The organism is Acetobacteraceae bacterium, from assembly GCA_004843165.1.
GTDB lineage: Bacteria > Pseudomonadota > Alphaproteobacteria > Acetobacterales > Acetobacteraceae.
This window is the reverse complement of the sequence record CP039459.1, coordinates 1,185,570-1,210,513: the sequence shown is the minus strand read 5'-3', so window position 1 is coordinate 1,210,513 and position 24,944 is coordinate 1,185,570. Positions and strand designations below refer to the sequence as shown.

The following is a 24,944-nucleotide window of genomic DNA, read 5'->3' as shown; positions in this document are numbered from 1 at the left end:
TGGGGGTTTTTATATTTCTCTATAAAATCCCGATAAAAAGACAAAATTATCGTAAAAAATGGTAACAATGCTCTTCTAAATAAATTTTTTGTTTTTCATTTAGGCGATGACGTAAAAGCGTTCCTTCTCTTGGCAACATTTTACGATCTTCCCTCTCTAATTGCCGCGCTAAAAGCAATTCACCAGCAGAGGTAAAAGAAATCAAATATGAATCAAAAAGCGCATCAATATCGGCCCGTAGTAAAAGTCCATTATCTGGATCTAGGCGATAAGAGGCTTTTTCACGCCACGGAATAATATGAGAGGCTCTAAGCGCTTGGCGCTGTTTAAATCCTGTCAATGCACAGCTTCCATGCCAAAATTCATCTAGTTTTTTCCGAAATAAATACTGCCCTAAACGAACCTTTACCAAACGCTCTTTTTCCGTTTTAGGTAAAAAATCATTATCTAAAAGAAGCTGTATATTCTGATCCTCTGCATTAAAGAGGAAAGGATCTGTTTGTGGTTTAAGGGCTAAATAACGTGCCTTATCCACACGCCTTAAACGGGTAGGCGCATTTTTAACTGTTGTTGAAAGAATACGAGAAACTGTCTGGCTAGGTGTATTACCGCCAAATTCACATAAATCTTTATCTGTCAAAATTGCTAAAATTTCATGTCTTGTAAGCGCCAAACCCGTGCTTTCCAAAACCCAGAGAACGGCTTCTGCCTGTGTTAATTTCTTAAACGCTAATGCAGACATAAATTGCTTTCAACAAATCAAAAAATCCCCGCCTTTGGCGAGGATTTTCAGGAAATATTTCAAATTTTCTTAAAATAAGTATCCCACAGGCTTATGGCTTATCTCAAGCGCCTGTTTCTTGCACATCCCAAAGCCATGCGGCTCCACGGACACCAGAACTATCACCATGCTGATTCATAACGATAGGAGTCTCGCAAGGGAAACCGCCTGTAATATGTTCTGCAAGCTTTCCGCTAACTTTTTCACACAGATTAGGCAAATTTGTCACCCCGCCACCAAGCACAATGACATCAGGATCAAGAAAATCAATCACACGGGCGCAAGCACGTGCCATACGGTCAACAAAAAGGGCGACCGCCTTTTCTGCTTTTGCATCACCAGCTTCCAATGCCTCGGCAATACCTTTTGCAGAATGGTGCCCTTCACCAAGCCAATCTGTCGCCAACGCCTCCCCGCAAAGATAACGCTCCTGACAGCCTATCTGACCGCAGAAACAAGGACGCAAAGGCAGGTCTGTGTCTTTTACCCACGGCAATGGCGTATGCCCCCACTCCCCTGCAAGACGATGCAGACCTGAAAGTAAACGGCCATTGGCAACAATTCCAGCGCCCATCCCCGTACCAAAAATCGTACCAAAAACAACAGATTTTCCCATACCTGCGCCATCAACAGCTTCAGAAAGCGCAAAACAATTTGCGTCATTTTCCATACGAATTGGACGGCCTAAGGCAAGCTCAATATCCTTGTCAAAAGCTTTGCCATTTAACCAAGTCGCATTGCAATGATCCAAAAGACCTGTTTGCGGAACGATTGAACCCGGACAGCCAATCCCAAGCGTTGAGCTGGCCTGCCCTGCAGCAACACGGCTACCAGGGATACAATTTAACTTCGCCTCTGCATCCAACACAATATCACGAACGGCAAGAACGGTTTTTTCATATTCCCCATGCGGTGTTGGAACACGTTGTTTAAGGACTTCTTTCCCCTCACGATCAATAGCGACAATTTCAATTTTTGTTCCGCCGAGATCAATCCCAAGTCGATAATCTGCCATCTCTTATGCCTTCTATTAAAAAGCTGACTAAAAATATATTCTTTTTAAGCTACTCTCAGCTCAAGGCATAGTTGAAAAAGGTGTTGTCTGAATAACATCCAGTACACCGGAAAGTTTCTTTAAAGTCTCCCCAAGCTTTTTAAAATGCGCCGTTGCAAGATGCGCTTTAAATCCTGCCTCATTTTCCCAAATTTCGCTGAGGACAAAACGTCCGACCTTTTGGACATCTGCTCCGACTTCATAACGCAAGCAGGCCGCTTCTTTTTGGGAGAGATCGGCGCAATCCCTCAAAACAGGCTCAAGACTTGCAAACATTTTCGGCTCAACCGTAATCGTTGCTGTAATAAATATTTTTGTCTCTGACATTGATAAACTCTCTCTCGATTTAAGCTGTTTCATCTTGTGCTAACATCTCTTGCTTTAAAGCTGCCATCAGCTCCGGAGAAGCGGCAACACTCTGTGCTTCTGTTGGGAAAAACCCACTTTTCACTTCGGCAGCATAATCACTCAATGCCTTTGTTATAATCGGTGCAAGATCTGCAAAACGACGTGCATGACGTGGAATTTTTCCAGCACAGAATCCGAGAAGATCATGCCAGACCTGTACTTGGCCTGAACAATATTTTCCAGCACCAATCCCTATCGTCATAATATCTACCGATTTAGTAATAATTTTTGCCACTTCTGTCGGAATGCATTCGAGCAATAAACCAAAAGCACCTGCCTCTTCAAAAGCCATTGCCTCTTCTAAGAGACGTTGTGTCCCTTCGATATTTTTTCCCTGAATTCGGAGCCCCATTTGCAACTGGGATTGCGGACGCAGGCCAATATGCGCCATCACAGGAATCCCACGAACCGTTAGCGCATTTACCAAAGGAAGAATTTCAAGGCTTCCCTCAATTTTAAGCGCCTGTGCGCCACCTTCTTGAATCAGACGGACGGCATTTTTGATACCCTCCTCTAAAGTTGCGTAAGAAAAAAAAGGCATATCGGCAATGACAAAAGCACGTCCACAGCCACGCACAACCATTTTGGTATGGTAAATCATCTCCTCCATCGTCACGGGAATCGTGCTGTCATTCCCCTGAATCACCATGCCTAAAGAATCCCCCACCAACAACATGGGAATATCTGCCTGATTTGCCATAATGGCTGACGGATAATCATAGGCCGTAATCATTGGCAGATGCTCACCAGAGCGACGCATTTTTTCAAGGGATGCTAAAGTCCGGCGGCGTTTAGGCACTGCCACGGGAGCGGCATTTTGTTGGAGGGATGTTTTTTGAAATCCGTTACTTGGATGTCCGTATGGGGAAGCCGACTGATCAACCATGTGGACGGTACTCCTTATTTACTTTTTGAATCTTCTTTAAACAGCCAGTTTCGTAAGCGCTGGCCCGTTCGGCTCATTGTTTCTTTTTCTGCTTTTGCCTCTTGTTCCTGCATCACAGGATAGGCGTCTTCTTTTTCTTTCTTAAACTGCTTGGCGAATTCTCCGGACTTTATCTCTGCCATCAGCGCTGACATAACCTGCTTTATATCAGAATTTTGATAAGCTGCCTCTCCTATATATCCACCATAAGAAGCTGTTTTAGAAATAAGCTTATTTGCCCCCTCTAGGCCCTTGGCATAAATCAAATCTGCGATAATTTTAAGAGAATGCGCCGATTCCAGATAGGCCATCTCTGGAGAAATACCGTTTTCGACCATCACCTCAAACCCTGCCCGTAATAAAGCAGCGGCACCACCGCAGAGAATGGCCTGCTCTCCGAAGAGGTTACTTTCTGTTTCCTGAGAAAAATCTGTTTCGAGCATCCCAATACGGGCACAGCCAATCAAAGCAGACCAGCTCAACGCATCTGCCAAAGATTTTATCTGGTCGCCCTGCGGCCAAACCGCAATCCGTGCCATCAATCCTGAATGATTTTGATATTTTTCACGCAATAAATAGCCAGGCCCCTTTGGGGCGACTAAAAAAGACGTCAAATCTTCTCTTAATGTCATTTCACCAAAATGCAGGGCAAAACCATGTGCAAAACCAATGGAGGCTTGAAGAGGAAGATATTTCTCCAAAATAGCCTCATAAAGCTCTGCATGGGTTTCATCCGGTGTGAGAATAATTGCAATATCTGCAATTTTTGCCCCTTCAATAAGAGAGAGCACTTCAAAACCATCTGCCATCGCCTTTACACGTGATTTTGAAGAGAGCGGCAAAGCAATCTTTATAAATTTTGCCCCACTATCACGTGCATTCAAAGCCTGTGCCCGCCCCTGACTGCCATAACCGAATAAAATAATCTGCTGATTCAATAATCGTGTAGGATCAGAATCTTTTTCTGAAAAGATTTTCATCTTTTTAAAACCCTTTTCTTTTCAAAAAATCCATTGCGATTACTCTAGCTTTTTCTAGGTCCATCTCATCTTCCTGAGGTTCGAATGTGATAGGATTTTTAAAGATAATCCCCTCTCCCTCAGCCCCTAAAGCATGATGCCGAAACCATGTATCTTGACGTTTTGCATAAGAACGCATCGCAGAAATAGCCAAAGAGGCAGCTTCCTCTAAATCGACTTCTCCTGCTTGGCAACGTTTTAACTCAGGAACACCATGCGCACGCATGAGCGGTAAAGTGTCACTTAATCCTCTTTCTAAAAATCTTTCGACTTCTTCCCATGCCCCTGCCTGAAGCATTTTTTTAAAACGTCTTTCCAAACGGCTTCTTAAAAATTCTCTTTCCGGCGCAAAGTGGAAAAAATTAAAGTCGCACGTTGCCCCTGCAATCTGCGAACGAGATTGCCAATAAGAAAGAGGTTTTCCTGTCCCCCTTAAAACGGACAAAGCACGGCAAATTCTTTGCTGATCTTGGGGCTTGAGTTTTGCGGCCGTGATCGGGTCCTCCTCCTTAAGCTGGGCTAAACAGGCTTCCCCGCCTTTTTCTGCCAACAGATTTTCCACCTCTTTCCGAATCGAATCATTAACAGGCGGAATATCGGCAATACCGTGAATCAACGCATTGATATACATTCCTGTCCCGCCGCAAAAAATTGGAATAAGATTTTCCTGCCGACAGTAAGTGAGCATTTTCATGGCTTCGGGCAGCCACCATCCAACAGAGCCTCGCTCTGCGCCATCCAAAACACCATAGAGAAAATGGGGAACTTTTTTCTCATCCGCTTCAGAAGGACGTGCGGTTAAAATGCGTAAATCCTTATAGCACTGCATGGCGTCTGCATTAATCACAACGCCATTAATTTCCTCTGCTAAAGCGATCGCTAAGGCAGATTTTCCTGAACAGGTAGGCCCTGCGACAATTAAAGCCCTTTGTCGTAGAAATGATGTTTTATCCTCTGCCATCTTTAGGCGCTTACCTTTCTTTATCCTGTTCTTTTCTTTAAACTAACAATGTGCCGCATATTTTTGTTTTAGGCATCTCTTTTACTATTTTACTTTATTGAAGGGAAATATATTGTCTAATCCTTCAGCCCCACGTTCCTTTATGCTGACAATCGTTGCCAATCGTGAAGAAGGCAACCTCTCACAAGAAGCGATCGATACGGCACGCCATCTCGTCCAAGGCGAAGAACCGCTTATTCTTTCTGAAAACGAGGCTGTTGATATTCCCTGCTGCCTCCCTGCAGAAAATGCGGTTTCCCCTCAGACCATTCGGGCAACTTTAGCACAGTTTCGGGTTGATGCGCTGCTCACCCGTAAACGTGGCCGCCGTAAAGCTATCTTAACCTGCGATATGGACAGTACAGTCTTGGAGGGCGAAACCCCCGATGCGATTATCAAATTGCGCGGGAGAACCGATGAGCTGCAAGAAATTATTGCAGATGCACGTGCAAAAGGTGAAACCTTTGCAGAAACAATGCGTCGCCGTATTCCACTCATGGCAGGTACCACAGAAAAAGAGCTTCAATCTATTCTGGACGGCTTAAAACGTACCCCGCACATTAAAGAGCTTGTCCGTACGATGAAGGCGCATGGTGCCGTGACGGCATTGATTTCAGGTGGTTTTGACTGGTTTACCAATCGTGTTGCCAAAGAAATCGGTTTCGATCACGCTTTTGCCAATAAACTTCAATGGGAAAATGGTAAACTCTCAGGCTCTCTTTTTGAACCTGTGCTCGGCCCGGAAGACAAGGTCAAAGCCCTGTTGCAACTTTGTGAAGAACGTGGAGTTCAAACCTCTGCAGCACTCTCTGCTGGTGATGGCAGCAATGATATTCCAATGCTTTCCACAGCAGGACTTGGTGTGGCATGGTATGCTGATCCAAAAGTAAAAGCGTTAATTCCAACGCAGATTAATTTTACCAGTATGCGGACATTACTCTTCGCACAGGGCTATTCTGCTTCTGACTTTATCTCTGAATAAAATAAACGCAAATATACAAAGTGAATGACATGAATTTAAAAGAAAACTTTACACATGTCTGGAAAAATAACCTTTGGGAATCATCTGAAAGTCGTTCTGGGCCAGGCTCAGAACGAGGATCTCGGATTGTTCAAGAGGCTTTAAAATTATTTGACCAGATTATTCCACAATTTAATATCTGCAGTATCAATGATATTCCATGCGGCGATTTTAACTGGTTTGAAATCGTTTTGGAAAAATACCCTCAGATCAAATATCATGGCTTTGATATTGTTGCTGAGGCTATACAAGCCCATAATGAGAATTTTTCACAATATCGATTTACAGAATTTAATGCTGTATTGACATTGCATCACAAGCAGATCTCATTTTCTGCAAAGAAATGCTCTGCCATTTAAATGATTTTGATGTCGCTCGCACCCTTTTGAATTTTAAACTTTCTAATAGCCGTTACCTCGTTGTCTCAACAAAAGATGGGCATACAAATAACCGTTCAAAAGTGATGACACATGGCCGTTACGAACCCCTTCTCCTCACAGAAGAGCCTTTTCGCTTTCCTGCGCCAGAAATTCGCTCTTTGTTCTATGATTTTTATCTCCTTGATAAGATCCCGCTTGAAGCCTTCACAGACCTTCTAAGACGTACAAATATCAACCGCTAGCAACATAAGAGGGGATTTTTCCCCCTTATAATTTTGAAATAAATTTCTGAAAAATGGCTTTAAGAGATTCACTTTCAATTTTATCCAGTTCTTCAGATAAAAGGGCTTTTTTATTGTTTTCAATCTTTTTCAAAAACGGTTTAGAAGTACTTGAAAGTCCAAAATTTTGGGGCACTGATGTTCTTACATCCTGCAATATTTTAATCCGAGTAAGGGCCTGATCCCCATAAAGACCGCAGGTTTCATTTAAACGTTTTAAAAGCTGAGGGATTAAATATTGCAGTTCCATCGCTGCAGGCCCTTGGCACTTTACCGTTAAAACATTCTGGTGAAGTTTAGAAGGCTGGGTTGTCTTAGCCAAAGCGGCACCGACAAAATTTTCCCATTCCATAGAAAGGCGCACAAAAAGAGGCGATTTTTTCCGTAAAGCCACCTGACTGATTTGAGAAGCAACGAGACCAATGTCCCAAAGCTTTTCACGTCGTCTTGCGCCAATATATTTAAACCGCCCCTCTCTCTCTTCATAAGGACGAAATTCGCCTATTTTCTTTTTTATTTTTACCTGCTTGGCCATATTGTCCTAAAACAGCTGAAATTACCTATCACTTTTATACCCCTTTAACCCTGCTTCTTCTATCTGCTTTATGTCTCATCCCTCCCCTTCTTTTATTCCTGATGCCCATTTACTCTTGGAATGGTATGACCAAAATGGCCGAACTCTGCCATGGCGTGCTGAAAAATCAGCAAAAACAGACCCTTACCATGTCTGGCTCAGTGAAATTATGCTCCAGCAAACAGGTGTCAAAACCGTTATTGATTATTATCATAAATTCCTGACGAAATGGCCAAATATTAAAGCTTTCTCCCAAGCTTCTGAAGAAGAGGTTATGAAAGAATGGGCGGGACTTGGCTATTATGCGAGAGCACGAAATCTTTTAAAATGTGCCCATAAAATTATAGAACTTGGCGGTGCTTTTCCCACCTCTCCACAGGAACTTAAAAAACTCCCCGGTATTGGGCCTTATACGGCCAATGCGATTGCCTCTATGGCCTTTAACCAGCCTTATGTTGCCATTGACGGCAATGTGGAACGGGTTGCTGCGAGAATTTTTGCCCTTGCAGACCCTCTCCCTGCTTCCAGACCTACTCTTCATAAACTTGCTGAAACGTTAAACCACTCCCCGGCGGCACAAAATCGCCCCAGTGACTTTATGCAAGCCCTCTTTGACCTTGGATCGCTTATCTGTACGCCACGTTCTCCAGCATGTTTAAGCTGTCCTTGGCTGAAAACATGCCAGGCCTTTAAAACAAATCAAGCTGCTGAATTGCCAAAACGCTCCCCTAAGGCCAAAAATCCAACAAAATATGGCGCCGTCTTTATTCTTGAAAACGCAGCCGGAGAAATTTGGCTCCAAAAAAGACCGCCCAAAGGCCTTCTGGGGAGTACAATGGAAATGCCCGGAACAGACTGGAATTTAGAAAGAGAAGAAGAAACAGAACTTATGAAACAGGCTCCGATACCGGGGCATTGGCAAAAAGCCGAAGAGGTAAAACATATTTTTACCCATTTTACCCTTTTTCTAACCCCCTATTTCCTGCCGCCACTTACACAAAAGATTTCCTATAAAAAAGGAGGCTGGGCTAATCCGGAGGAGGCAGCGCTTTCAACCTTGATGAAAAAAGCCTACCAAAATTTTCTTCGCAAAAAATCTACTTCTCAAGAGGCAGATTAGGGCGTTTTGTATATTTTTTAGCCAAAAGTGCGCAAAGAAAAATCTGAAATTGATGATAAAAAAGCAAGGGAATAGACATGATCCCTGCCTGTGCACCAAAAAGCGCATTTGCCATTGGTATACCAGAGCTTAAAGCCTTTTTGGAGCCGCAAAACTGAATCGCAATCGCATTGCTAAAATCCATCCCTTTCATACGCCATGCTAAAAAGAAAGTCAGACTCAGCATCCCGCCTAAGAGGAGGAATAGAATCCCCACCATTGAAGCGAACTCAAAGCCTGAAAGCTGATGCCACACACCCCCTAAAACTGCCATGCTAAAGGCTGTATAAATCATCAGTGCGATCGAGCCTCTTTCACAAAAAGAAAGTAATTTTTTATGCTTTCTCAAACTTTTTCCAATAAAGCCACCAGCAATCTGCCCACACATAAAAGGCAAGAAAAGCTCCCATGAAAAACGAATAACCGCATGGATAAATTGTGGGCCGAAAAGATCTGGTGAAGCTCCCTGAATCCCTAATTTTGGCAGAACAACAATCCCCACCAAAATCGGGGTCACAATAATCCCAATAAGGTTAGAAAGACTGGCAGCGCAGATCGCTGCGGCAACATTGCCACGCGCCATGGAGGTGAGAGCGATAGAGGATTGAACGGTTGAAGGCAAACAACACAAAAACAAAATACCGCCCCATAAAGCCTTGCCTGCCAAACCATTTACGGAGGCCGAAAAAAATAAATGATACAGCGCATCGCCCATCAGCGGGAAAAGGAGATAACTTGAAAGCAGCACAAGCAGTTGAAGACGCCAATTTTGAATACTTTCTTTTAGAACCTGCCACTCCAAGCGTGCGCCTTGGAGAAAAAACATTCCCATAACTAAAAGAGACGTCAAAATCTCGAAAAAGGATAGAAACTGATGCGAACAGGGCGCAAAACAGGCCGCAGAAACCGCAATCAAAATCATTAATAAAAAAGGATCTATCCTTAAACGATTCAACATGACATTTTTCCCTCAGCTTCTTTAAAAAATTATCAGGCTTTAAAAGGCTGAGACCTCGCATCCTCTGACTTTAGAAAAGCTTCTAAGGAAGGAAAATCAACCGTTCGCATCGGGAAAGGCATCTTGATGCCACGTTTTTCAAATGCCTCACAAATACGGCGATTAAACTCATATGTCACTGGCCAACGTCCTGCTGGTGTAACCGGAAGCGTTGCCTTAATACAGAGCGTAGATTCATTGAAATGATCTAATCCCCAGAAATCCAGCGCATCAATAATATAATCTGCATATTTAGGATCATTATTGAGACTTTCTGTAATCTCCAGATAAACCTGATGCACATCCTCAACCTTGGTATCATAAGCGACATTGGCTTCAATCACGACCCGACAAAAACCACGGCTGTAATTTGTAATTTCATTGAGTGAACTAAAGGGGAAAATGTTGAGCGATCCATTTCCCGAACGCACATGCACCGTTCTCAAAGAGAGCTTTTCAACACGGCCATAAGTCTTGTTCAGCGTTACCGCATCACCAACACTCAAAGCATTTTCCAAAAGCAGAAAAACACCGCTGATAAAATCATGGACGAGTTTCTGAGAGCCAAAACCAATGGCCACCCCAAAAATAGATGCACTTGCCAAGAGAGGGGCAATATTAACCCCAAGCTCAGACAAAATAGTCATCCCAATTGTAGCAATCAAAACAATCAATAAGATAATTTTCAGTAAAGGCTGTAATGTCCGAATACGGGCAGCACGCTGTTTTTCTCCGGAATCCGTTGCCAATAATTTCTTACTTTGCCGATCAAAAAAGATATTTGCCCCCTCCCAAATAAAAACACCGACGGCCAAAGAAACCAAAATTGCGCTACCAGAAGAAAGAATATGCCTACCCAAAGCATTCGAGGCAAAAATATGGCTTGCAGGCACACCCCATGCCATCGCAATAAAAATAAACATTACGACAAGGACAATCGTTCCCAGCATTTTTTGGAGTGCCGGATAATAGCGCAAAAAACGTTCTTGCATTTCAGCGCTTAAATTATCCTCTTTTCTTATCCAAAGATCTCCGATGTCGAGAAAATATTGGATTAAAAGCCATAGCAAACGTGCAGCAATCAGTGCCACGCAGGTCTTGATAAAGACCCAGAAAATAAGCTGATAACCATCTCGCATATTCATCGCCCACACCCACCAAAGGGCGATGTCAAAGAAAAGTGCAACAATCCACCAAAGCTGACGAACCAAATTTGAAATCGTTGCCAATTTTGGCGTCCGATTGGCGACCATGAGGCAAGAACGGGCGACATAAGGTCTTGCCCCTAAAATCATTCTTGCAAGCATCAAATTCGCAAACAACCCAACCAATTTCCCGATTGCCGAAGAGACACTTCCGGGTAACGTGCAGGCCTGAAAAATAATGATAATGGTCAAACTCCAAGCAACAAATCCCGAAATACGACGTAACCATTTAAAAAGAAATTTTGCGGCCTGATCGGAAATAGCCGCAATCCGAAGCCAAGCATCCGCAGGATTAAAAAGGACACGCAAAACAGCAACCCACAAGGTCTGCACCACATTCGCAAACCATGTGACACTCCAGACGGCCTCCATTGTCCTTGCATCTGGTGTCGGATCTAGAATTTGAATAAGCAGTGCCAAAAACGGAAACATTGCAATCCCGAAAAGATCCAATGAAAAGCCAGCTAAGGCGTAAGGTGTCCGCCGCCAACGGCTAAATAAATTAGCCTTTTGATTATTTTGACGGACATCATCATATTTTTTCTGCGCTTGCTGAGCCGCCTCTTTCGCATGACGGCACTCATCTTCTATTTTTTGATATGTCTCTTCTAACTGTTTAATTTTGGCCTCTGCCTCCAGAACGGCCTTATGTACCTTTGTGGGCTTTTCTTGATGAAAATCTTTCTGCGAATTTTCAGAAGAAAGGGAGGCTTTATTGTCTGTCCCAACGTCTTTCGTATCTGTCAAATTTAAAATGGGAGCTTTAACCGCCGGAGAATCTGAAAGCGCCATTGTCTGTGCCACAATGGCCTGATTTTCAACCTCTTCCAAAGCCTGTCTTGCCGCCAAATTTTCTGCATGGGCTAAAGTCTCTTGGGGATTTTGCTCTGTCTGCGAAAGTTGCTCCTGCCGAAGTGTCTCCTCCTTCAGAGCATTCTCCATCTCACGCTTTGTTTTCGCTAAAACTTCCTCAAGATGCGCTGCCTCCGCAAGATCATCATCGGCTTCTTGTTTGGCCAAATCGAGCGTTTGCTGTGCTTCTTCAGCTCTTAAAGCAAGATCTTTCGCCTTTTCTTTAATTTTACCCCGAACACCTCGAAATAAATAAGAAAGCAAATAAGAAAGTCCCCAGCCCCCAAGACCAACGACGGCAACACGAAGACAAATCCTAACAATCTCACTCTGCAATGCAGGATCATTCCAGACCTGCAAAAGCCACGGCAGTAAGGCTTTAAAATTAGCAATCCCGGCAATAAAAGCGTGGAAAGCCTCCGATACTTTGTGCAGCAAATCTCTGCCGGTTTGTAAAACACTCTCTAAAATGGAATGTGGCATATCAACCAGATTGGTAGACTGCACTTTTTCAAGTGATTTTAAAGTGGCAACAAGTTTATCCCGTTGCTCAGGATCATTTAAAATCGAAATGAGATCTTTTGCCTCTGTTGCATCCAAAACAGGCTGTGACGTTTTCGTTGCTAAAGGTGGCGATGCCTTTGCCTCATCTGCATAGGCTGACGAAACCAACCCTCCCCCGATAGAGAGAATGGAAATCAGGCAATAAACAGCAATCTGAAAAAAGAAAATACGTCTTAGTCTTAGCATGAGCAAAAGAGCAACTCGCAAAATAGCATTAAAAAATGCTCAAAAGCCGTCACTATACGTCTTTTTGTGCTTATTTTCTACCCTGGCTCTGAAGCTCTTTCACCCATAATTGCCCTAAAGCATGCGCAGGACCATTGCCGGAAATATTTTCAAGATGACGAATTGCCGCACTTTTTTGTCCGACATCCAACTCCGCCATGGCATATTCCAGCTCTGCAATCTCAGGATAATTAGGATGGTTCTCCATCCCTTCCCGCATGACAGAAAGTCCTGCTGCCGCATGCCCTTCTAAAGCAAGCTCATAGCCTGCACTGAGAAGCGCGCCTGCCGAAGAGGATTTTCTAGCTTGAACAATAGCCTGATTAAGACCACGATGCGCTTTATAGGCCTGTTGCTGGATAAAGGTTTTAAAACGTTGTTCTTCTTCGCTTTGCTGGAGTGTGCCCTGCCCTAGAATTTTTTTATCATACCCGATTTGCAGAAACTTCACAGCAAGAGAAGGAACCTCCATCTGAACGGCACGCTCTGCCATGTCCTGAAATTCTTTCGGTTCCAGCTTTCCAGCGCCAGTCGCCAGTCTTAAACGCATCACATTAAAGCGTAAGCGCTGTGGCATTTTGGTATCTGACATAAACTCATGCAACAGAAATTCCCAATAGCGAGGATTAGGATAAGTCTCTGCTAAAACTGTATAAGTCTCACGCTCTTCTTCTGCTTTACCAAGATTGCCATAAGCCACAGCGAGCATTTGAAGGCTCGCCTCACTCACCGGTTTTTTATATTTCTGAGATAAGACTGAAAGGGATTTGCTCGCTCTAACTGTCTCAGCCCAATTTTGAGCAACATAGGGACATTGAACCGCCAAAGAAGCCATTACAGGATCATAAGATTCATGCTCTAAATAATTCAAAGCCGTTTTTTCACATTTTTGATAATCCTGTGCCCGATAAGCCAAGGCCGCAATCGCAGACAGCATCCGTTTTTTTTCATCTGGCTGGGTTTGTGGATTTCCCAAAAGAGAATCATAGGCGCTCAAAGCGCACCCTATCTCCTCTTTTTGCGTACAGGCGGCAGCCCGTATCCGCTGAATCATATAATTATCAAAGGCATTGGTATTTGGCATCTTTGAGGCCTTGGTAACCTCATCTAAGGCCAATGTCGCATTTTTCTCTTCCAAGGCTGCTTGCGCCGCCTCAAGCACCTTACCAACTTCTGGCGTTAGCGCTGGCTGTTCATCCTCTGCCTCTTCTTCCTCTGCCGTCTCTGCATACGCTACATAAGGATGTGAAACATATAAGAGCGTTGAACTTAAAATGCCGAATGCATAACAAAGACGTCTAAAACCGGCAAAAGGAGAACGGGAAAGGAAAGAGGAAGTTTTCTGCATTACTTTATTGCTTTTCCATTGCTTGATCGAGACCGCTAATGCCTAAACGCTTAATCCCCAAACGCTGGCAATCTGCCAAAACATGCGCAACGGTTTTATAGCTAGAAAGACGATTGGGTTCGATATTTACCTGTTTTTTAGGATCAGCATCGGCGACAAGGTCACGAATTTTTTCATCTAACTCTGCCTCGCTCCCCAATGCTGTTCCATCCCAGCTAATGACATTATCATAGTTAATGCCGATCGTGATGGTTTTAAAGGTCTCATTGGGTGGCGGGTCTCCTTGCGGCAAATCAATCGCCACAGATTGTGTCTGTAATGGAACCGTAATAATCAACATAATTAACAGCACCAACATCACATCAATCAGAGGCGTTGTATTCGGTTCAACAATGCCCTCATCATCCTCTTGATTGCTGCCTAATTTTATTTTCCCTTTAATCGGCAAACTCATTTATGACAGCTCCTTAACCTTTATGAGGTTCCTGCGTAATGAAATCGACATGCGAAATCCCTGCTTCCTGACAAGCAGATACCAGCTTGCCAACCTCAAGATATTTTGTTTTTTCATCTGCACGGATTTGAACCTGAGGCTGTTTTTTTTGCTTTGCGAATTTCACAAGCTTATCCACCAGCTCCTCCTGACTTCGTACCCGTGTTGTTGCGATATAGGGATTACCCTTTTTATCTACGGAAAGAACAATATTATTCTGCGCTGTCACCGTTTGCTCATTTACAGCTACCGGCAAATTCACTTCAATATTACGCGTTGAAACAGGAATTGTAATCAAGAAGACAATCAACAACACCAACATAATATCAACAAGCGGCGTGGTGTTGATGTTTGACATCACCGCGCCATCTTCATCATCCGATCCAACATTCATTCCCATAAGAATAAACTCCTATCTCAAGCGCAACTCAGACGCCACTATTCATCTGTCGTGATAATATCTGAAGGTCTTGTAATGCTTTTACTATTTGCCTCTTGGAAGGCCGCAATCTGATTCAAAGCAGTATCATGCGGTTTACCACCAATCAAAACAGAAAGAATATCTGCCGCAAAATCATTAATTCTTTCCATTGCGGCTTTGTTACGGCGAACCAGCAAGTTATACCCCAAAACCGCCGGAACCGCTGTTGCAAGACCAATGGCTGTCATAATCAAAGACTCACCGACTGGCCCAGCCACTTTATCCAAAGAAGCCTGACCTGAAATACCAATCGCCGTCAACGCATGGTAAATCCCCCAAACCGTACCGAACAATCCAACAAATGGCGAAGTCGAACCCACTGTTCCAAGGAAGGCCAAGCCCCCTTGCAAACGAGAGTTAATCGCATCAACCGCACGGGAAATAGACATTGAAATCCAAGACTGCAAATCAATCGCATCCCGCAAAGAACCTGCTGCATGTCCGTCCGCAGAAACCAGCGCAGAATCAGCGATATAACGGAAAGGAGAAGCCTGTGAGAGACTTTCAGCCGCCTCTTTCACAGAATCACTATTCCAGAAATCAATCCCAACCTCACGGGCCGTAAAGAACAAACGCTGCTGTTCAATAAATTTCATCACGATGATAATCCAGCTACCGATAGACATAATCAGCATCATAATAAGCACAGTACGTGCGACCATATCGCCTTTGGACCACAAGGCCCCTAAACCATAGGGATTACCCTGCGATTTTGCAGCCTCACTTGGCTTTAATTTTGGTGGCTCTGCTTCCTCTTCATCCTCTGATGTATGTTTTTTCTTTTTTAGTTCTTCAGGAATAACAGGTGGCGGCGGCGCTTTGTCCGTTGTTAAAAGGGACTCAGTTGAATTTTCTGCAACAGGCGCTGCTGGGGCAGGGGTTGGATCTGTATAGGCAACAGGAGCTGCCTTTTCAGGATTTTGTGCATTTGCCGCAGAATAATCTGCGACATCCTGTGCCATCGCATTATTAAAGAGTGTGCCTGTTCCAATGGCGCTTGCAAAAACAAAACTTGAGAGCAAGAGCGCTAGGCCAACCTTTCGAGAACGTCCCTGTACAGGGCCAGAAATATGAGACAAAGCGGTCGAATGATTCAGAGATGACATTTTCTTTTCCTGTATTCTATCCAAAATTTATAATATTCTTTTGCAGGGCGTAAATTTTTACATTAGGTGAAAAAATCATTCTCAATCTCCCAACGTAAAATCAATGGTGAGCATATGGCCGTGCTCTGTAACAGGCTGGCCGTTTTCAACGCTTGGCTCATATCTCGCACGTGCCAAGAAATCCATTGCGCTGGCAACAAAATCAGATCCCCCTGTATGGGAAACAATTTTACAATTTGCCGTATGACCTGAAGGTAAAATATCGCAGGCCGCTACAACTTTACCCTCACGGTTATCATCCTCCGCATTTGGGGGATATTCAGGACGTGCCCCGTTAATTGGTACAGCGCCAGCACTGTGATTTTTCTCAGAATCATCATTTGCCGCATCCGCATCATCGTCATCAACTTGCTGAGAAACTGTTGTTGGTGCTTTGGTGAGTTTTCTCTTTACCACCTTTTTCTTAATTTTCTTTGGCTTTTCAGGCTGTTTTACTGGCTTGATATGCGTCACTTTTTCCTTAAGCGCATTTTTCAAAGGCGGTACCACAACTTTGGGCGGCGGAATATAAGGTAAAGGCGGGATGACAACATCCGGCGGTGTCGGGGGTGGTGGCCTTTTCTTTGCTGGTGGCATTTGCGTCGGCACAATACTCGTTTTAATCGGCACACGCGGTGGCTCTGCCTTTCCCCTTGAGGGGAAATTGACAATACCAAAAACAACGGCAACCACGAGCAAGGATAAAATAAGAGATGTGATTAAATCCCGCCGGCGGTTGCGGTCGATATGCGTTAATGGCAAACAAAAGGCACTTGAGTTACCATGACCTGGAAAACTACACTCCCACCAGACGAGTAAATGCGTCCGCATTAATTTAAAAGTATTTTTAAAAAATGATTCTTTAGTCACCAGAGGCCAATTCCTACTCTCCGATTTTTTGAGCTACGACTCCGATGCTAGAATAAATATTTCTTTATAAAAACCCTAAAAAAAAATTAAAAAGAGATTATTTTTCCTCAGTACCCATTTTAGCTGCCAAAGCTGCGGCCATAAAATCGTTGAGATCACCATCCAAAACGGCGTCTGGATTGGTTTTTTCAACTCCGGTTCTGACGTCCTTTACCATTTGATAAGGTGCGAGCACATAAGAGCGTATCTGATGTCCCCAGCCAATATCCGTTTTCCCAGCTTCTGTTTCTGCTGCTGCTGCCTCACGCTTTTGCAATTCTGCCTCGTACATGCGGGCACGCAACATTTCCATAGCCGTTGCTCTATTACGATGCTGAGAACGGTCTGTCTGACAAGCCACCACAATACCTGTTGGCTCATGGGTGATACGAATAGCTGAATCCGTTTTATTAATATGCTGCCCTCCTGCCCCGGAAGCACGGAATGTATCCACACGCAAATCGGAATCAAGAATTTCAATCTCAATAGAATCATCCACAACAGGATAAACCCAAACAGAAGAAAAAGACGTATGACGACGAGAGGCTGAGTCGAAAGGTGAAATTCGCACCAATCGGTGGACGCCAGACTCTGTTTTTAACCAGCCATAAGCATTTAAGCCCTCAAAGCGCAAGGTAACAGATTTAATCCCTGCCTGTTCCCCTGCTGAACTTTCCAAAACAGTGAGCTTATAACCATTGGCCTCTCCCCAACGTGTATACATACGCATGATCATCTGAGCCCAGTCCTGCGCTTCTGTTCCGCCAGCACCTGCATTGATTTCAATATAACAATCATTCGCATCTGCTTCGCCTGAAAGCAGACTCTCAATTTCTGCACGACCTGAACGTTCTTTAATAGCGGCGAGGGTTTTGAGCGCTTCCTCCAGCACCTCTTGGTCCTCTTCAGCCTCAGCCATCTCGACGAGTTCAATCTGGTCTTTTAAGCCCTGTTCCATTTCCAGAACGGCTTTAACCTTATTATCCAAAAGAGTGCGCTCCTTCATTAAGCTCTCAGCTTTGGAAGGGTCTTGCCATAAATCAGGATCTTCTGCCTGATGATTGAGCTCCGCTAAGCGGTCTTGAGCTTCATCCCAGTTAAAGATGCCTCCTCAGCAGTGCCAATGACTGCTGAATCTGGCGCGCATAAAATTCACTTTCTGCGGACATTTAAAAACTTTCTCTCTATTTTAAAATTTCTTTAGTATCTTCAACTATAAAGATTCCGGCAGGACAAGAAAATCCCCTTCCTGCACGGATATCTTTAATATAAGCCCCCAAAACCAATATCCCCAGAGCTTTCCTGCTTGGGCTGTGTGACGGCATTGGGCGTACTTCCTGATGACAGAGTTGCAGAATCTTTCACGGGATTTCCAGACGAATTGGTCTCTGCCTGCACAGGCGGAGCACCTGTATTTGAAGACGTTGATGCACTGGCCTTTCCCCCTGCACCTGGAAGACTTTCAATGAGTGAAGCGCCTGTATCGCCTTCACCCAACGCCATATCATTGCCCTCACCATGTAAAACAACAGAGACACCCGGCGACTGATTCTTTTTAAAGGCATCAACAGCCTCAAGCAGACCTGTATTATATTTTGCAAGCTGTAGACCTTCCGGCTGAGGAAAATCCAAATTGCCACGCAAAGGCAAAGCTTTGCGCATGATTTCATTCCAAATAGGCCCGGCAACACGGCCGCCGGTTTCATTTTCACCTAAAGAGCGTGGCGTATCATACCCTACCCAAACGACCGTCACGAGATCGGGTGAAAAACCTGCGAACCAGCCATCACGCCAATCTTGAGATGTCCCTGTTTTTCCTGAAATTTTATAAGCGGAAAGTCCTGGCTTCCCACGGAAACCTGTTCCACGTGCGATCACATCCTGCATCATAATTTGCATTTGATATGCACTCTGTGGGGAGGCTACCACAACACGATTATCCCTGAAAACAGGCGGCTTTTCAGGAGACCCCTCTTCGGAAATACTCACTGCGGGATCAATAAAACGATCCAGCAGCTCTCCATCGGGAGATTGAACATAATCAATGAAGCTCGGCTGAACAGCATGACCGCCATTTGCTAAAGAAGCATAAGCAGCGGCCTCTTGCAGAACGGTTGTTTCTGTCGTGCCCAGAGCTGCCGAAAGATATGGCGGCAAATTAGGACTTAAGCCTGAACGGCTGGCTATTTCAATAATAGACTCCAATCCAACATGATTGGCGACACGAATAGTCACAAGATTGCGACTTTCACGCAACGCATCATGGAGAGAAAGTGCGCCCCAATTGTCTTTCTCATAATTCTGAGGATGCCAGTCCCCTTGCTCAAAAGGCGTATCTTCAAAACGCTGACTTGGCGAAATATCTTTTTCCATCGCCGCCAAATAAACAAAAGGCTTAAAGGAAGAGCCCGGCTGTCTTTTTGCCTGCAAAGCACGGTCAAACTGACTTTGTTCGAAAGACCATCCACCACTCAAAGCCAGAACACGGCCTGTTCTTGCATCCATGACGACAGCTGCCCCCTGTACAGAAGGAATTTGGGCAATCCGCACAGGCCCCTTACTCCGTGGAATAATTAAAATAAGGTCTCCTGCTTTAAGCTTATCAGCACCACGTTTAAGATCATCGCCCATCAGCCATGCTTGTTTAAGCTGTGCGCCTTTTACAGACGGCTCCACCCATGCCACAATCGGGTCAGCACCTGCTAAACGCACGGCAACACGCCACGAATCAAGCGCACCGACAGGCGGATGCACATCCTTCAAGCTCTGTAATAAAAATTCATTATCCGCCTCTGTTTTCCCACGCAAAGCTTGAAGAGCATCCTCTTGCAAAGTCAACGTCCCAAAAGGCCCCGGCAAAGGCTCTTTACGGCGGGCATAATTTTCCAATCCATTGCGCAAGGCCATCGTTGTGGCTTTCTGGATTGCAGGATCAAGGCTCGTATGAATGTCTAAGCCCCCCTCCAATGCTTGCTTCTCCCCATAATGGTTAATGAGAACACGGCGTACCTCTTCAGAAAACCACTCCCCATCACGCATTGGCCCGGAACGAGAGGTTTTTACAGGATCAATCGGTTCTTTTCTGGCTTTGTCTGCTTCTTCCTCTGTTAAGGCACCTGTTTCAACCATTCGTCCAATCACCCAATTACGGCGATTCATCGCCCAATCAGGATGGAGAAATGGATTATAATTACTCGGAGATTTTGGTAACGAGCCTAAAAGAGCCGCTTGCGCTGGCGTTAGTTCATCTAGTGATTTATTAAAATAACTTTTTGCGGCGGCGACAACGCCGTAAGCTCCATCCCCAAGATAAATGCCGTTTAAATAAATCTCTAAAATACGATCTTTGGAAAGAACATGCTCCATACGGGTTGCGAGCATAGCCTCCTTGACCTTTCGAACGATACTCACCTCACTGTCGTGATTGAGCAGCATCCCTTTGGCAACCTGCTGGGTAATGGTCGAGGCTCCCAAAGGTCTTTTATGATGGCGGAAAAGAATATTGGTAACACTCGCCCTTGCAACGGCAATATAATCAACGCCTTTATGGCTGTAGAATTTCTGATCCTCTGCTGCAATAAAGGCATTTTTGACCAGATCCGGAATAGCATCCGCCGGAACATAAACACGCTTTTCCGCTGCCAACTCCGCCATAATCGTTGATTCATTCGAATAAACACGGCTCACAAGCGGCGGATGATAGGTTTTTAAGGTATCCACACTTGGAAGATGCGCTGTACAGCGTGCCCAGAACAGCCCCAAAGACACAATAAGAAGGGCAATAAGCATTAAAATTGCCCCCGAAACAATCCCGATTGCACGCCGCCAATTCCGGAAACGCTGCCTTGGGGGGGGATTATTTCCTTGTTTAGGCGAATGTTCTTCTAAAAAAGAAGGCAAGACGAAATTTCTCCAAATGGGACTTTAAAGGGGTAGCAACATAAAATGCTTTAAACTTTTCCTCCATAGCATAAATTATTTTTTTCATCCGCTCTATATCTTCTTAAAAAAAGAGAAGCTTCTGCTATAACAAAAGGCATAATGCATACAGTCTCATCAGCAGGCCTTTATTTATGCCTTTAAAATTTTCAATCCTATAAGGTTTTTTAATGACAGTAACTTCCAAAACCCACTCCGTCCGCCCTTCTGGCCGTCAACCCAATGAACTTCGTGCGCTTTCCATCGAAGTGGGACGTGCACGCCATGCCGAAGGATCGGTCTTAATCCGTGTCGGGGAAACCGAAGTTTTATGTGCCGCCTCCATTGAAAATAAAGTCCCGCCTTTTTTGCGCAATAAAGGCACTGGCTGGATTACCGCCGAATACGGCCTCTTGCCGCGCTCCACCCATTCAAGATGCCAGCGTGAAGCGGCCAAAGGGAAACAAAGCGGCCGCACACAAGAGATTCAGCGTCTCATCGGCCGTTCCCTCCGTGCCTGCATTAATCTGGAAAAGCTTGGTGAAAAAACCATCACCCTTGATTGCGATGTGATCAATGCCGATGGCGGCACACGTTGCGCCTCTATCACTGGGGCCTGGGCTGCTTTGGCAATTGCGCTGGAAAAACAAGGGCTTTCTGAAGCACTCTCTGGCCAAGTCGCAGCCCTTTCCTGTGGTGTCACAAAAACAGGTCTTGTGGCGGATTTAGATTATATTGAAGACAGCCATGCGGAAACGGATGGCAATTTTGTCCTTTCCAAAGATGGCGGCATTGTTGAAATCCAAACAACGGCAGAAAAAGACCCGCTTCCATACAATGATTTCATTCAATTGGTGGACATTGCCCGTGAAGGGGTCAAAGAATTATTCGCCCTTCAAGACGAAGCGCTCGAAAAAGCCCGCCAGAAATAAGTCTTCATTTAAAAATTAAGCCAGAGAAAAGCCATGACGGAAAGTAATGTTTTTGTAAAAACCGGTGATAAATTAGTCATTGCCACGCATAATAAAGGCAAGCTTTCTGAATTTCAGTCCGTCCTCGCGACGAAGGGCCTGACAGCGCTTTCTCTGGCTGATTTTACAATGGACAGCCCCGAAGAAACCGCAACAAATTTTGAGGGGAATGCGAAAATCAAGGCCTTAGCGGCGGCGAAAGCCACAGGCCTGCCAGCTTTGGCCGATGATTCCGGATTTTGTGTAGAAGCGTTAGACGGCCATCCTGGCCTTTTCAGCGCCCGCTTTATGAAAGAATGTGGTGGCGCAGAAGAATCTTTCAAAAAACTACATGAAGAGATTCAAAATTCTGCCCAAAAAGACAATAAAAAAGCCTATTTTATCGCGGCCCTCTGCCTTGCTTTTCCGGATGGCAGATCAAAATGTGTCATTGGCAAATGCGAAGGCACTTTTTCCTTTCCGCCAAAAGGGAATGAGGGGCACGGCTACGACCCTGTTTTCGTCCCAGAAAGCCACTCAGAAACCTTTGCCCAAATCGGCGAAGAAGAAAAAAACAAAATCTCCCACAGAGGCAAAGCCCTAGAGGCGTTTTTTAGGGAATGTGTGAGGGACAACAAATCGTGATGGAATATAAACAAGCTGATAAATTACTCATGCAAACACCTTTAAATACCGCCACACCACCTAAAAAATTCCTAGACCGAGCAAAAGAAGCTCGTGAACAACTAGTAACAATATTAAATCGACAACCCGACAGAGATCTACCTGCCCCTGCTTTTAGGTCGGATCAGGATAAGAAAGAAGAAATATTACGTGAGGAAAAGTACTCTCAAGATCTACAAGAAGTAAATGCAATCCACATCAACATTTATCATATTGCTGAAGGCATGAGGTATACCCATTTTAAGCCTATTCACAAGCTCCTTCAGAGACAGCCAGACCTTAAGAAAAGCCTCCCTCTTATGATTCAACAATTAGACGCTAATATTAAAATTCAAGAAGATATACAAAATATTAAACATGAAGAACAGGTACAACAAAACCCAACTCCCACAAAAGCTGGAAACACCTACATTAAAGCTGAAAATATAGGAGTAGTAGGGCAAATTGGAGATATTCATCAAGAAATATCTAATAGCTCACCAAATATTTGGGAAAAACTTCTTAGTTACTGGAGAGAAATTCCTTTTATTTATAAAGTTATCGTTGTAATAATACTCGCAATATGTATTATTTATTTAAATAAAAATGGTATTCCTAATTGGGTGTATGAATTAAAAAATTTATTATCACGATAATATCTAAATAATACATAGTTTTTAAAACGTATGTTATTCAATATTAAAAAAATCTCATTAAAAACTAAAACCTTAGGGAGAGCTTCTGTTTTTGTGTTAGAATGGGGGTAAGGCAGATCTTGTATCAAAAGATGCCTTAGAGACATTCCTTAGAGGATGTCTAAAGGAGTACAAAATGTATAAAAATACAGACGCTCGCTTAAAATTGCTCAAAGACGCTAAAAAAGTCCTTTCCCATCTTGAAAAAATGAACCTCGCAAATGCCGCGCTTCGGCCTATTTCGGGTGAGAAACGCGCTTATAGCGCTGATGAGGTCAGCCATTATCGGGGTCTATAAAGATTTTTGCTCAAAAGCTAAAAGCATCGACCCCACGCTCTATCCTTTGCCAGACCCTATCATCTTTTCTCAGACAGGGTTTTCTCTTGTGAGGGAGTACACGGCGTATTTAAAAGCTCAGATTGAAGCAGAAGAGAAACGATTAGAAATTTTAGTCTCTTCTAAAGATTCATAAATATTCGCATCTCTTTTATTCTTAATTACTTTTAAAAAACTCTATTCCAAAGATCACTTTCTGTTAAACCATTGTCATCATGCAGTTCTATCTGATCAGTTTTATAGATTTTATTCCCCATATTGTTTTCCAATACTCTCATCAATGAGCAATTTCCGAATATGTTTAAAATAATCTAATGCAGAAAAGTGCTGGCTTTTTTTGAAATATGTACGATTTATTTTCGATAAATTTCTTGGAAGTTTTTTTCTAAAGCCTCTTGAATAGCCTCAAAATATTCTAGCGTAGAAAGATGATCATAGTTTGGAATTGTTTCCTCCCGAATCTCTTCTAAAAATTGGTCTGGATTGACTTCACCTTTTTCCATTAAAGAAATCAGTTGATTTATTTCGGAAATAACTCTTGTTGCGCTCTCTTGGCCTGAGCGAGAAACATAATCATGTGTCAATTCCTCTATTGTCGTCCCATAAAGAAAAAAATCCTGACAAAACTGACAGCCAAGGAGATTGACAAGTTTTGGAAATCTTTCTTTCCATTTTTGTTTGTTCATAATCATTTTGGAAATCCTGTTATAAAATTAAAACCTTCCGCCATCTTGGCATTTTTCCTTAAAATAAACTTGGCTTCTTTCTTATAAATTATCTTTCGATCGCTTTTGCGCATAGAGCGACCGATATTTTGGGGCATTTTGACATCTATTTCGAGATCTTCTTTCAAATTCGGCTCATTAAGCCAGTCATGAATTTCTTGTGCGTTATCCTTAATCGCCTTTTCAGCACTCTCCTGCATGAGGTGATTAGTTTCAAAGCAAGAAGAAGTTTTAGGTGCATTAGGCTAATTAAATCTTTCTGCTAGCCCCTCATTATTGCGCGCACCATGCTCTTTTAGCATATGTCCACCTGCATTTTCATGTTCTTCTAAAGAGGAACGTAATCGAATATTCTCCAAGGCATGAAGATTCTTCTGAGAAAATTTCTTCTCTCTTTCCGCTAACTTTGTCTCTGCTTTGCTTTTATCTGCATATTTATTGACATACTCTTTTGGAGAAGAGGCTTTGCCTTTCTTGTCAAAGAAATTTGAAAGCGTTTTTTCTTCTTTCAGAACATTCTTGGGGGCAGCCGCAAGCGCCTTTTTACCCTCCTCTTCGGCAAGAAATTTAGCGAGAAACGCCAGTGTTTCTTCGGAAAAACCATAAGCAAGCTTTAAGCCTTTTAAAATTTTCAAACCTGCCGCTGATGGGGTCGGTAAAAAATCAAAAGGCTCCGCTGCCGGATAAATCGCATCTTTTAAATAAGCTTTATCCTCCTTTTTATTTTCAGCAGAAAATTCGCTCTGCTCTCCGCCGCCCTCTTTTTAGCAAATCGTCCGCCTGTGCTGTCAGGCTATCCGGTGGGGAGATGGTTGGGATTAAAATCCTGTGCTAG

26 protein-coding genes are annotated in these 24,944 nt (G+C 43.8%); 7 read left to right on the top strand and 19 right to left on the bottom strand.

What is annotated here, in order from left to right; translation table 11 throughout:
- Positions 1-46: 46 nt before the first annotated feature.
- The 6 genes from FAI41_05940 to miaA form a co-directional block, all read right to left on the bottom strand.
- Complete coding sequence (locus FAI41_05940; protein QCE33174.1) at positions 47-742, bottom strand: hypothetical protein; 696 nt, start codon at positions 740-742, stop codon at positions 47-49.
- 103 nt (positions 743-845) lie between these two features.
- Positions 846-1,796, bottom strand: a complete 951-nt coding sequence (locus FAI41_05935) for an ROK family protein (GenBank protein ID QCE33173.1) — start codon at positions 1,794-1,796, stop codon at positions 846-848.
- 60 nt (positions 1,797-1,856) lie between these two features.
- On the bottom strand, positions 1,857-2,195 hold the full coding sequence (locus FAI41_05930; GenBank protein QCE33172.1) for an antibiotic biosynthesis monooxygenase: 339 nt from the start codon (positions 2,193-2,195) through the stop codon (positions 1,857-1,859).
- A complete protein-coding gene (gene panB, locus FAI41_05925) occupies positions 2,182-3,129 on the bottom strand; it encodes a 3-methyl-2-oxobutanoate hydroxymethyltransferase (protein QCE33171.1) in 948 nt (315 codons plus the stop codon). The genes FAI41_05930 and panB overlap by 14 nt, the downstream gene beginning before the upstream one ends.
- A gap of 14 nt (positions 3,130-3,143) precedes the next feature.
- Complete coding sequence (gene ilvC / locus FAI41_05920) at positions 3,144-4,148, bottom strand: ketol-acid reductoisomerase (protein QCE33170.1); 1,005 nt, start codon at positions 4,146-4,148, stop codon at positions 3,144-3,146.
- 4 nt (positions 4,149-4,152) lie between these two features.
- A complete protein-coding gene (gene miaA, locus FAI41_05915; protein ID QCE33169.1) occupies positions 4,153-5,148 on the bottom strand; it encodes a tRNA (adenosine(37)-N6)-dimethylallyltransferase MiaA in 996 nt (331 codons plus the stop codon).
- Positions 5,149-5,290: 142 nt separating this feature from the next.
- Here miaA and serB point away from each other — a divergent pair, with 142 nt between their 5' ends.
- From serB to FAI41_05900, 3 genes are read left to right on the top strand one after another with little or no spacing between them, the layout of a single operon-like run.
- The gene (serB, locus tag FAI41_05910) at positions 5,291-6,169 is read left to right on the top strand and encodes a phosphoserine phosphatase SerB (GenBank protein QCE33801.1); all 879 of its coding nucleotides are present in this window, start codon (positions 5,291-5,293) and stop codon (positions 6,167-6,169) included.
- Between the two features lie 29 nt (positions 6,170-6,198).
- Entirely contained in the window at positions 6,199-6,567 is a 369-nt protein-coding gene (locus FAI41_05905) for a hypothetical protein (GenBank protein ID QCE33168.1), read from the top strand.
- Positions 6,552-6,830: a hypothetical protein gene (locus FAI41_05900; GenBank protein ID QCE33167.1), complete on the top strand. Its 279-nt coding sequence runs from the start codon at positions 6,552-6,554 to the stop codon at positions 6,828-6,830. The genes FAI41_05905 and FAI41_05900 overlap by 16 nt, the downstream gene beginning before the upstream one ends.
- 25 nt (positions 6,831-6,855) lie before the next feature.
- Here FAI41_05900 and FAI41_05895 read toward each other — a convergent pair whose 3' ends face one another.
- Positions 6,856-7,404 carry a DUF721 domain-containing protein gene (locus tag FAI41_05895; protein QCE33166.1) on the bottom strand — a complete coding sequence of 183 codons (549 nt, stop codon included), beginning with the start codon at positions 7,402-7,404 and terminating at the stop codon, positions 6,856-6,858.
- 70 nt (positions 7,405-7,474) lie between these two features.
- On the opposite strand from FAI41_05895, the gene mutY reads away from it, so the two are divergent.
- A complete protein-coding gene (gene mutY / locus FAI41_05890) occupies positions 7,475-8,563 on the top strand; it encodes an A/G-specific adenine glycosylase (GenBank protein ID QCE33165.1) in 1,089 nt (362 codons plus the stop codon).
- Here the strand turns inward: mutY and FAI41_05885 are convergent.
- The 9 genes from FAI41_05885 to FAI41_05845 all read right to left on the bottom strand — a co-directional run bounded on the left by FAI41_05885 (position 8,541) and on the right by FAI41_05845 (position 20,721).
- Entirely contained in the window at positions 8,541-9,560 is a 1,020-nt protein-coding gene (locus FAI41_05885) for a bile acid:sodium symporter (protein QCE33164.1), read from the bottom strand. The two genes, mutY and FAI41_05885, sit on opposite strands and share 23 nt — an antisense overlap.
- A gap of 32 nt (positions 9,561-9,592) precedes the next feature.
- Positions 9,593-12,406, bottom strand: a complete 2,814-nt coding sequence (locus tag FAI41_05880; protein QCE33163.1) for a mechanosensitive ion channel — start codon at positions 12,404-12,406, stop codon at positions 9,593-9,595.
- Between the two features lie 70 nt (positions 12,407-12,476).
- Positions 12,477-13,793: a hypothetical protein gene (locus FAI41_05875; GenBank protein QCE33162.1), complete on the bottom strand. Its 1,317-nt coding sequence runs from the start codon at positions 13,791-13,793 to the stop codon at positions 12,477-12,479.
- Positions 13,794-13,797: 4 nt separating this feature from the next.
- On the bottom strand, positions 13,798-14,247 hold the full coding sequence (locus tag FAI41_05870; protein ID QCE33161.1) for a biopolymer transporter ExbD: 450 nt from the start codon (positions 14,245-14,247) through the stop codon (positions 13,798-13,800).
- Between the two features lie 13 nt (positions 14,248-14,260).
- Positions 14,261-14,686, bottom strand: coding sequence for a biopolymer transporter ExbD (locus FAI41_05865; protein QCE33160.1), 426 nt, complete (start codon positions 14,684-14,686; stop codon positions 14,261-14,263).
- Positions 14,687-14,724: 38 nt separating this feature from the next.
- Positions 14,725-15,729, bottom strand: a complete 1,005-nt coding sequence (locus FAI41_05860; protein QCE33800.1) for a MotA/TolQ/ExbB proton channel family protein — start codon at positions 15,727-15,729, stop codon at positions 14,725-14,727.
- Between the two features lie 225 nt (positions 15,730-15,954).
- On the bottom strand, positions 15,955-16,782 hold the full coding sequence (locus FAI41_05855) for an energy transducer TonB (GenBank protein QCE33159.1): 828 nt from the start codon (positions 16,780-16,782) through the stop codon (positions 15,955-15,957).
- Positions 16,783-16,879: 97 nt separating this feature from the next.
- A protein-coding gene (locus tag FAI41_05850; GenBank protein ID QCE33158.1) for a peptide chain release factor 2 occupies positions 16,880-17,990 on the bottom strand; the annotation gives its coding sequence in 2 pieces (ribosomal slippage) (positions 16,880-17,920 and positions 17,922-17,990; 1,110 coding nt in all).
- A 94-nt stretch (positions 17,991-18,084) separates the two neighbouring features.
- Positions 18,085-20,721, bottom strand: coding sequence for a PBP1A family penicillin-binding protein (locus FAI41_05845; GenBank protein QCE33157.1), 2,637 nt, complete (start codon positions 20,719-20,721; stop codon positions 18,085-18,087).
- Positions 20,722-20,930: 209 nt separating this feature from the next.
- Between FAI41_05845 and FAI41_05840 the strand changes: the two genes are divergently transcribed.
- The 3 genes from FAI41_05840 to FAI41_05830 are packed head-to-tail and all read left to right on the top strand — an operon-like array spanning position 20,931 to position 23,008.
- A complete protein-coding gene (locus tag FAI41_05840) occupies positions 20,931-21,671 on the top strand; it encodes a ribonuclease PH (protein QCE33156.1) in 741 nt (246 codons plus the stop codon).
- A gap of 33 nt (positions 21,672-21,704) precedes the next feature.
- On the top strand, positions 21,705-22,334 hold the full coding sequence (gene rdgB, locus FAI41_05835; GenBank protein ID QCE33155.1) for an RdgB/HAM1 family non-canonical purine NTP pyrophosphatase: 630 nt from the start codon (positions 21,705-21,707) through the stop codon (positions 22,332-22,334).
- Entirely contained in the window at positions 22,334-23,008 is a 675-nt protein-coding gene (locus FAI41_05830; GenBank protein QCE33154.1) for a hypothetical protein, read from the top strand. The genes rdgB and FAI41_05830 overlap by 1 nt, the downstream gene beginning before the upstream one ends.
- Before the next feature lie 729 nt (positions 23,009-23,737).
- On the opposite strand, the gene FAI41_05825 is transcribed toward FAI41_05830, so the two are convergent.
- The 3 genes from FAI41_05825 to FAI41_05815 are packed head-to-tail and all read right to left on the bottom strand — an operon-like array spanning position 23,738 to position 24,744.
- Positions 23,738-24,076: a hypothetical protein gene (locus tag FAI41_05825; protein QCE33153.1), complete on the bottom strand. Its 339-nt coding sequence runs from the start codon at positions 24,074-24,076 to the stop codon at positions 23,738-23,740.
- Entirely contained in the window at positions 24,073-24,309 is a 237-nt protein-coding gene (locus FAI41_05820; protein ID QCE33152.1) for a hypothetical protein, read from the bottom strand. The genes FAI41_05825 and FAI41_05820 overlap by 4 nt, the downstream gene beginning before the upstream one ends.
- A gap of 45 nt (positions 24,310-24,354) precedes the next feature.
- A complete protein-coding gene (locus FAI41_05815) occupies positions 24,355-24,744 on the bottom strand; it encodes a hypothetical protein (GenBank protein QCE33151.1) in 390 nt (129 codons plus the stop codon).
- Positions 24,745-24,944 lie beyond the last annotated feature (200 nt).

What these genes read in the sequence shown, in the direction of transcription:
- FAI41_05940 (QCE33174.1), bottom strand. Translation starts at nt 742, where the DNA reads ATGTCTGCATTAGCGTTTAAGAAATTAACACAGGCAGAAGCCGTTCTC.
- FAI41_05935 (QCE33173.1), bottom strand. Translation starts at nt 1,796, where the DNA reads ATGGCAGATTATCGACTTGGGATTGATCTCGGCGGAACAAAAATTGAA.
- FAI41_05930 (QCE33172.1), bottom strand. Translation starts at nt 2,195, where the DNA reads ATGAAACAGCTTAAATCGAGAGAGAGTTTATCAATGTCAGAGACAAAA.
- panB (QCE33171.1), bottom strand. Translation starts at nt 3,129, where the DNA reads ATGGTTGATCAGTCGGCTTCCCCATACGGACATCCAAGTAACGGATTT.
- ilvC (QCE33170.1), bottom strand. Translation starts at nt 4,148, where the DNA reads ATGAAAATCTTTTCAGAAAAAGATTCTGATCCTACACGATTATTGAAT.
- miaA (QCE33169.1), bottom strand. Translation starts at nt 5,148, where the DNA reads ATGGCAGAGGATAAAACATCATTTCTACGACAAAGGGCTTTAATTGTC.
- serB (QCE33801.1), top strand. Translation starts at nt 5,291, where the DNA reads ATGCTGACAATCGTTGCCAATCGTGAAGAAGGCAACCTCTCACAAGAA.
- FAI41_05905 (QCE33168.1), top strand. Translation starts at nt 6,199, where the DNA reads ATGAATTTAAAAGAAAACTTTACACATGTCTGGAAAAATAACCTTTGG.
- FAI41_05900 (QCE33167.1), top strand. Translation starts at nt 6,552, where the DNA reads ATGCTCTGCCATTTAAATGATTTTGATGTCGCTCGCACCCTTTTGAAT.
- FAI41_05895 (QCE33166.1), bottom strand. Translation starts at nt 7,404, where the DNA reads ATGGCCAAGCAGGTAAAAATAAAAAAGAAAATAGGCGAATTTCGTCCT.
- mutY (QCE33165.1), top strand. Translation starts at nt 7,475, where the DNA reads ATGTCTCATCCCTCCCCTTCTTTTATTCCTGATGCCCATTTACTCTTG.
- FAI41_05885 (QCE33164.1), bottom strand. Translation starts at nt 9,560, where the DNA reads ATGTTGAATCGTTTAAGGATAGATCCTTTTTTATTAATGATTTTGATT.
- FAI41_05880 (QCE33163.1), bottom strand. Translation starts at nt 12,406, where the DNA reads ATGCTAAGACTAAGACGTATTTTCTTTTTTCAGATTGCTGTTTATTGC.
- FAI41_05875 (QCE33162.1), bottom strand. Translation starts at nt 13,793, where the DNA reads ATGCAGAAAACTTCCTCTTTCCTTTCCCGTTCTCCTTTTGCCGGTTTT.
- FAI41_05870 (QCE33161.1), bottom strand. Translation starts at nt 14,247, where the DNA reads ATGAGTTTGCCGATTAAAGGGAAAATAAAATTAGGCAGCAATCAAGAG.
- FAI41_05865 (QCE33160.1), bottom strand. Translation starts at nt 14,686, where the DNA reads ATGGGAATGAATGTTGGATCGGATGATGAAGATGGCGCGGTGATGTCA.
- FAI41_05860 (QCE33800.1), bottom strand. Translation starts at nt 15,729, where the DNA reads ATGGCACAGGATGTCGCAGATTATTCTGCGGCAAATGCACAAAATCCT.
- FAI41_05840 (QCE33156.1), top strand. Translation starts at nt 20,931, where the DNA reads ATGACAGTAACTTCCAAAACCCACTCCGTCCGCCCTTCTGGCCGTCAA.
- rdgB (QCE33155.1), top strand. Translation starts at nt 21,705, where the DNA reads ATGACGGAAAGTAATGTTTTTGTAAAAACCGGTGATAAATTAGTCATT.
- FAI41_05830 (QCE33154.1), top strand. Translation starts at nt 22,334, where the DNA reads ATGGAATATAAACAAGCTGATAAATTACTCATGCAAACACCTTTAAAT.
- FAI41_05825 (QCE33153.1), bottom strand. Translation starts at nt 24,076, where the DNA reads ATGATTATGAACAAACAAAAATGGAAAGAAAGATTTCCAAAACTTGTC.
- FAI41_05820 (QCE33152.1), bottom strand. Translation starts at nt 24,309, where the DNA reads ATGCAGGAGAGTGCTGAAAAGGCGATTAAGGATAACGCACAAGAAATT.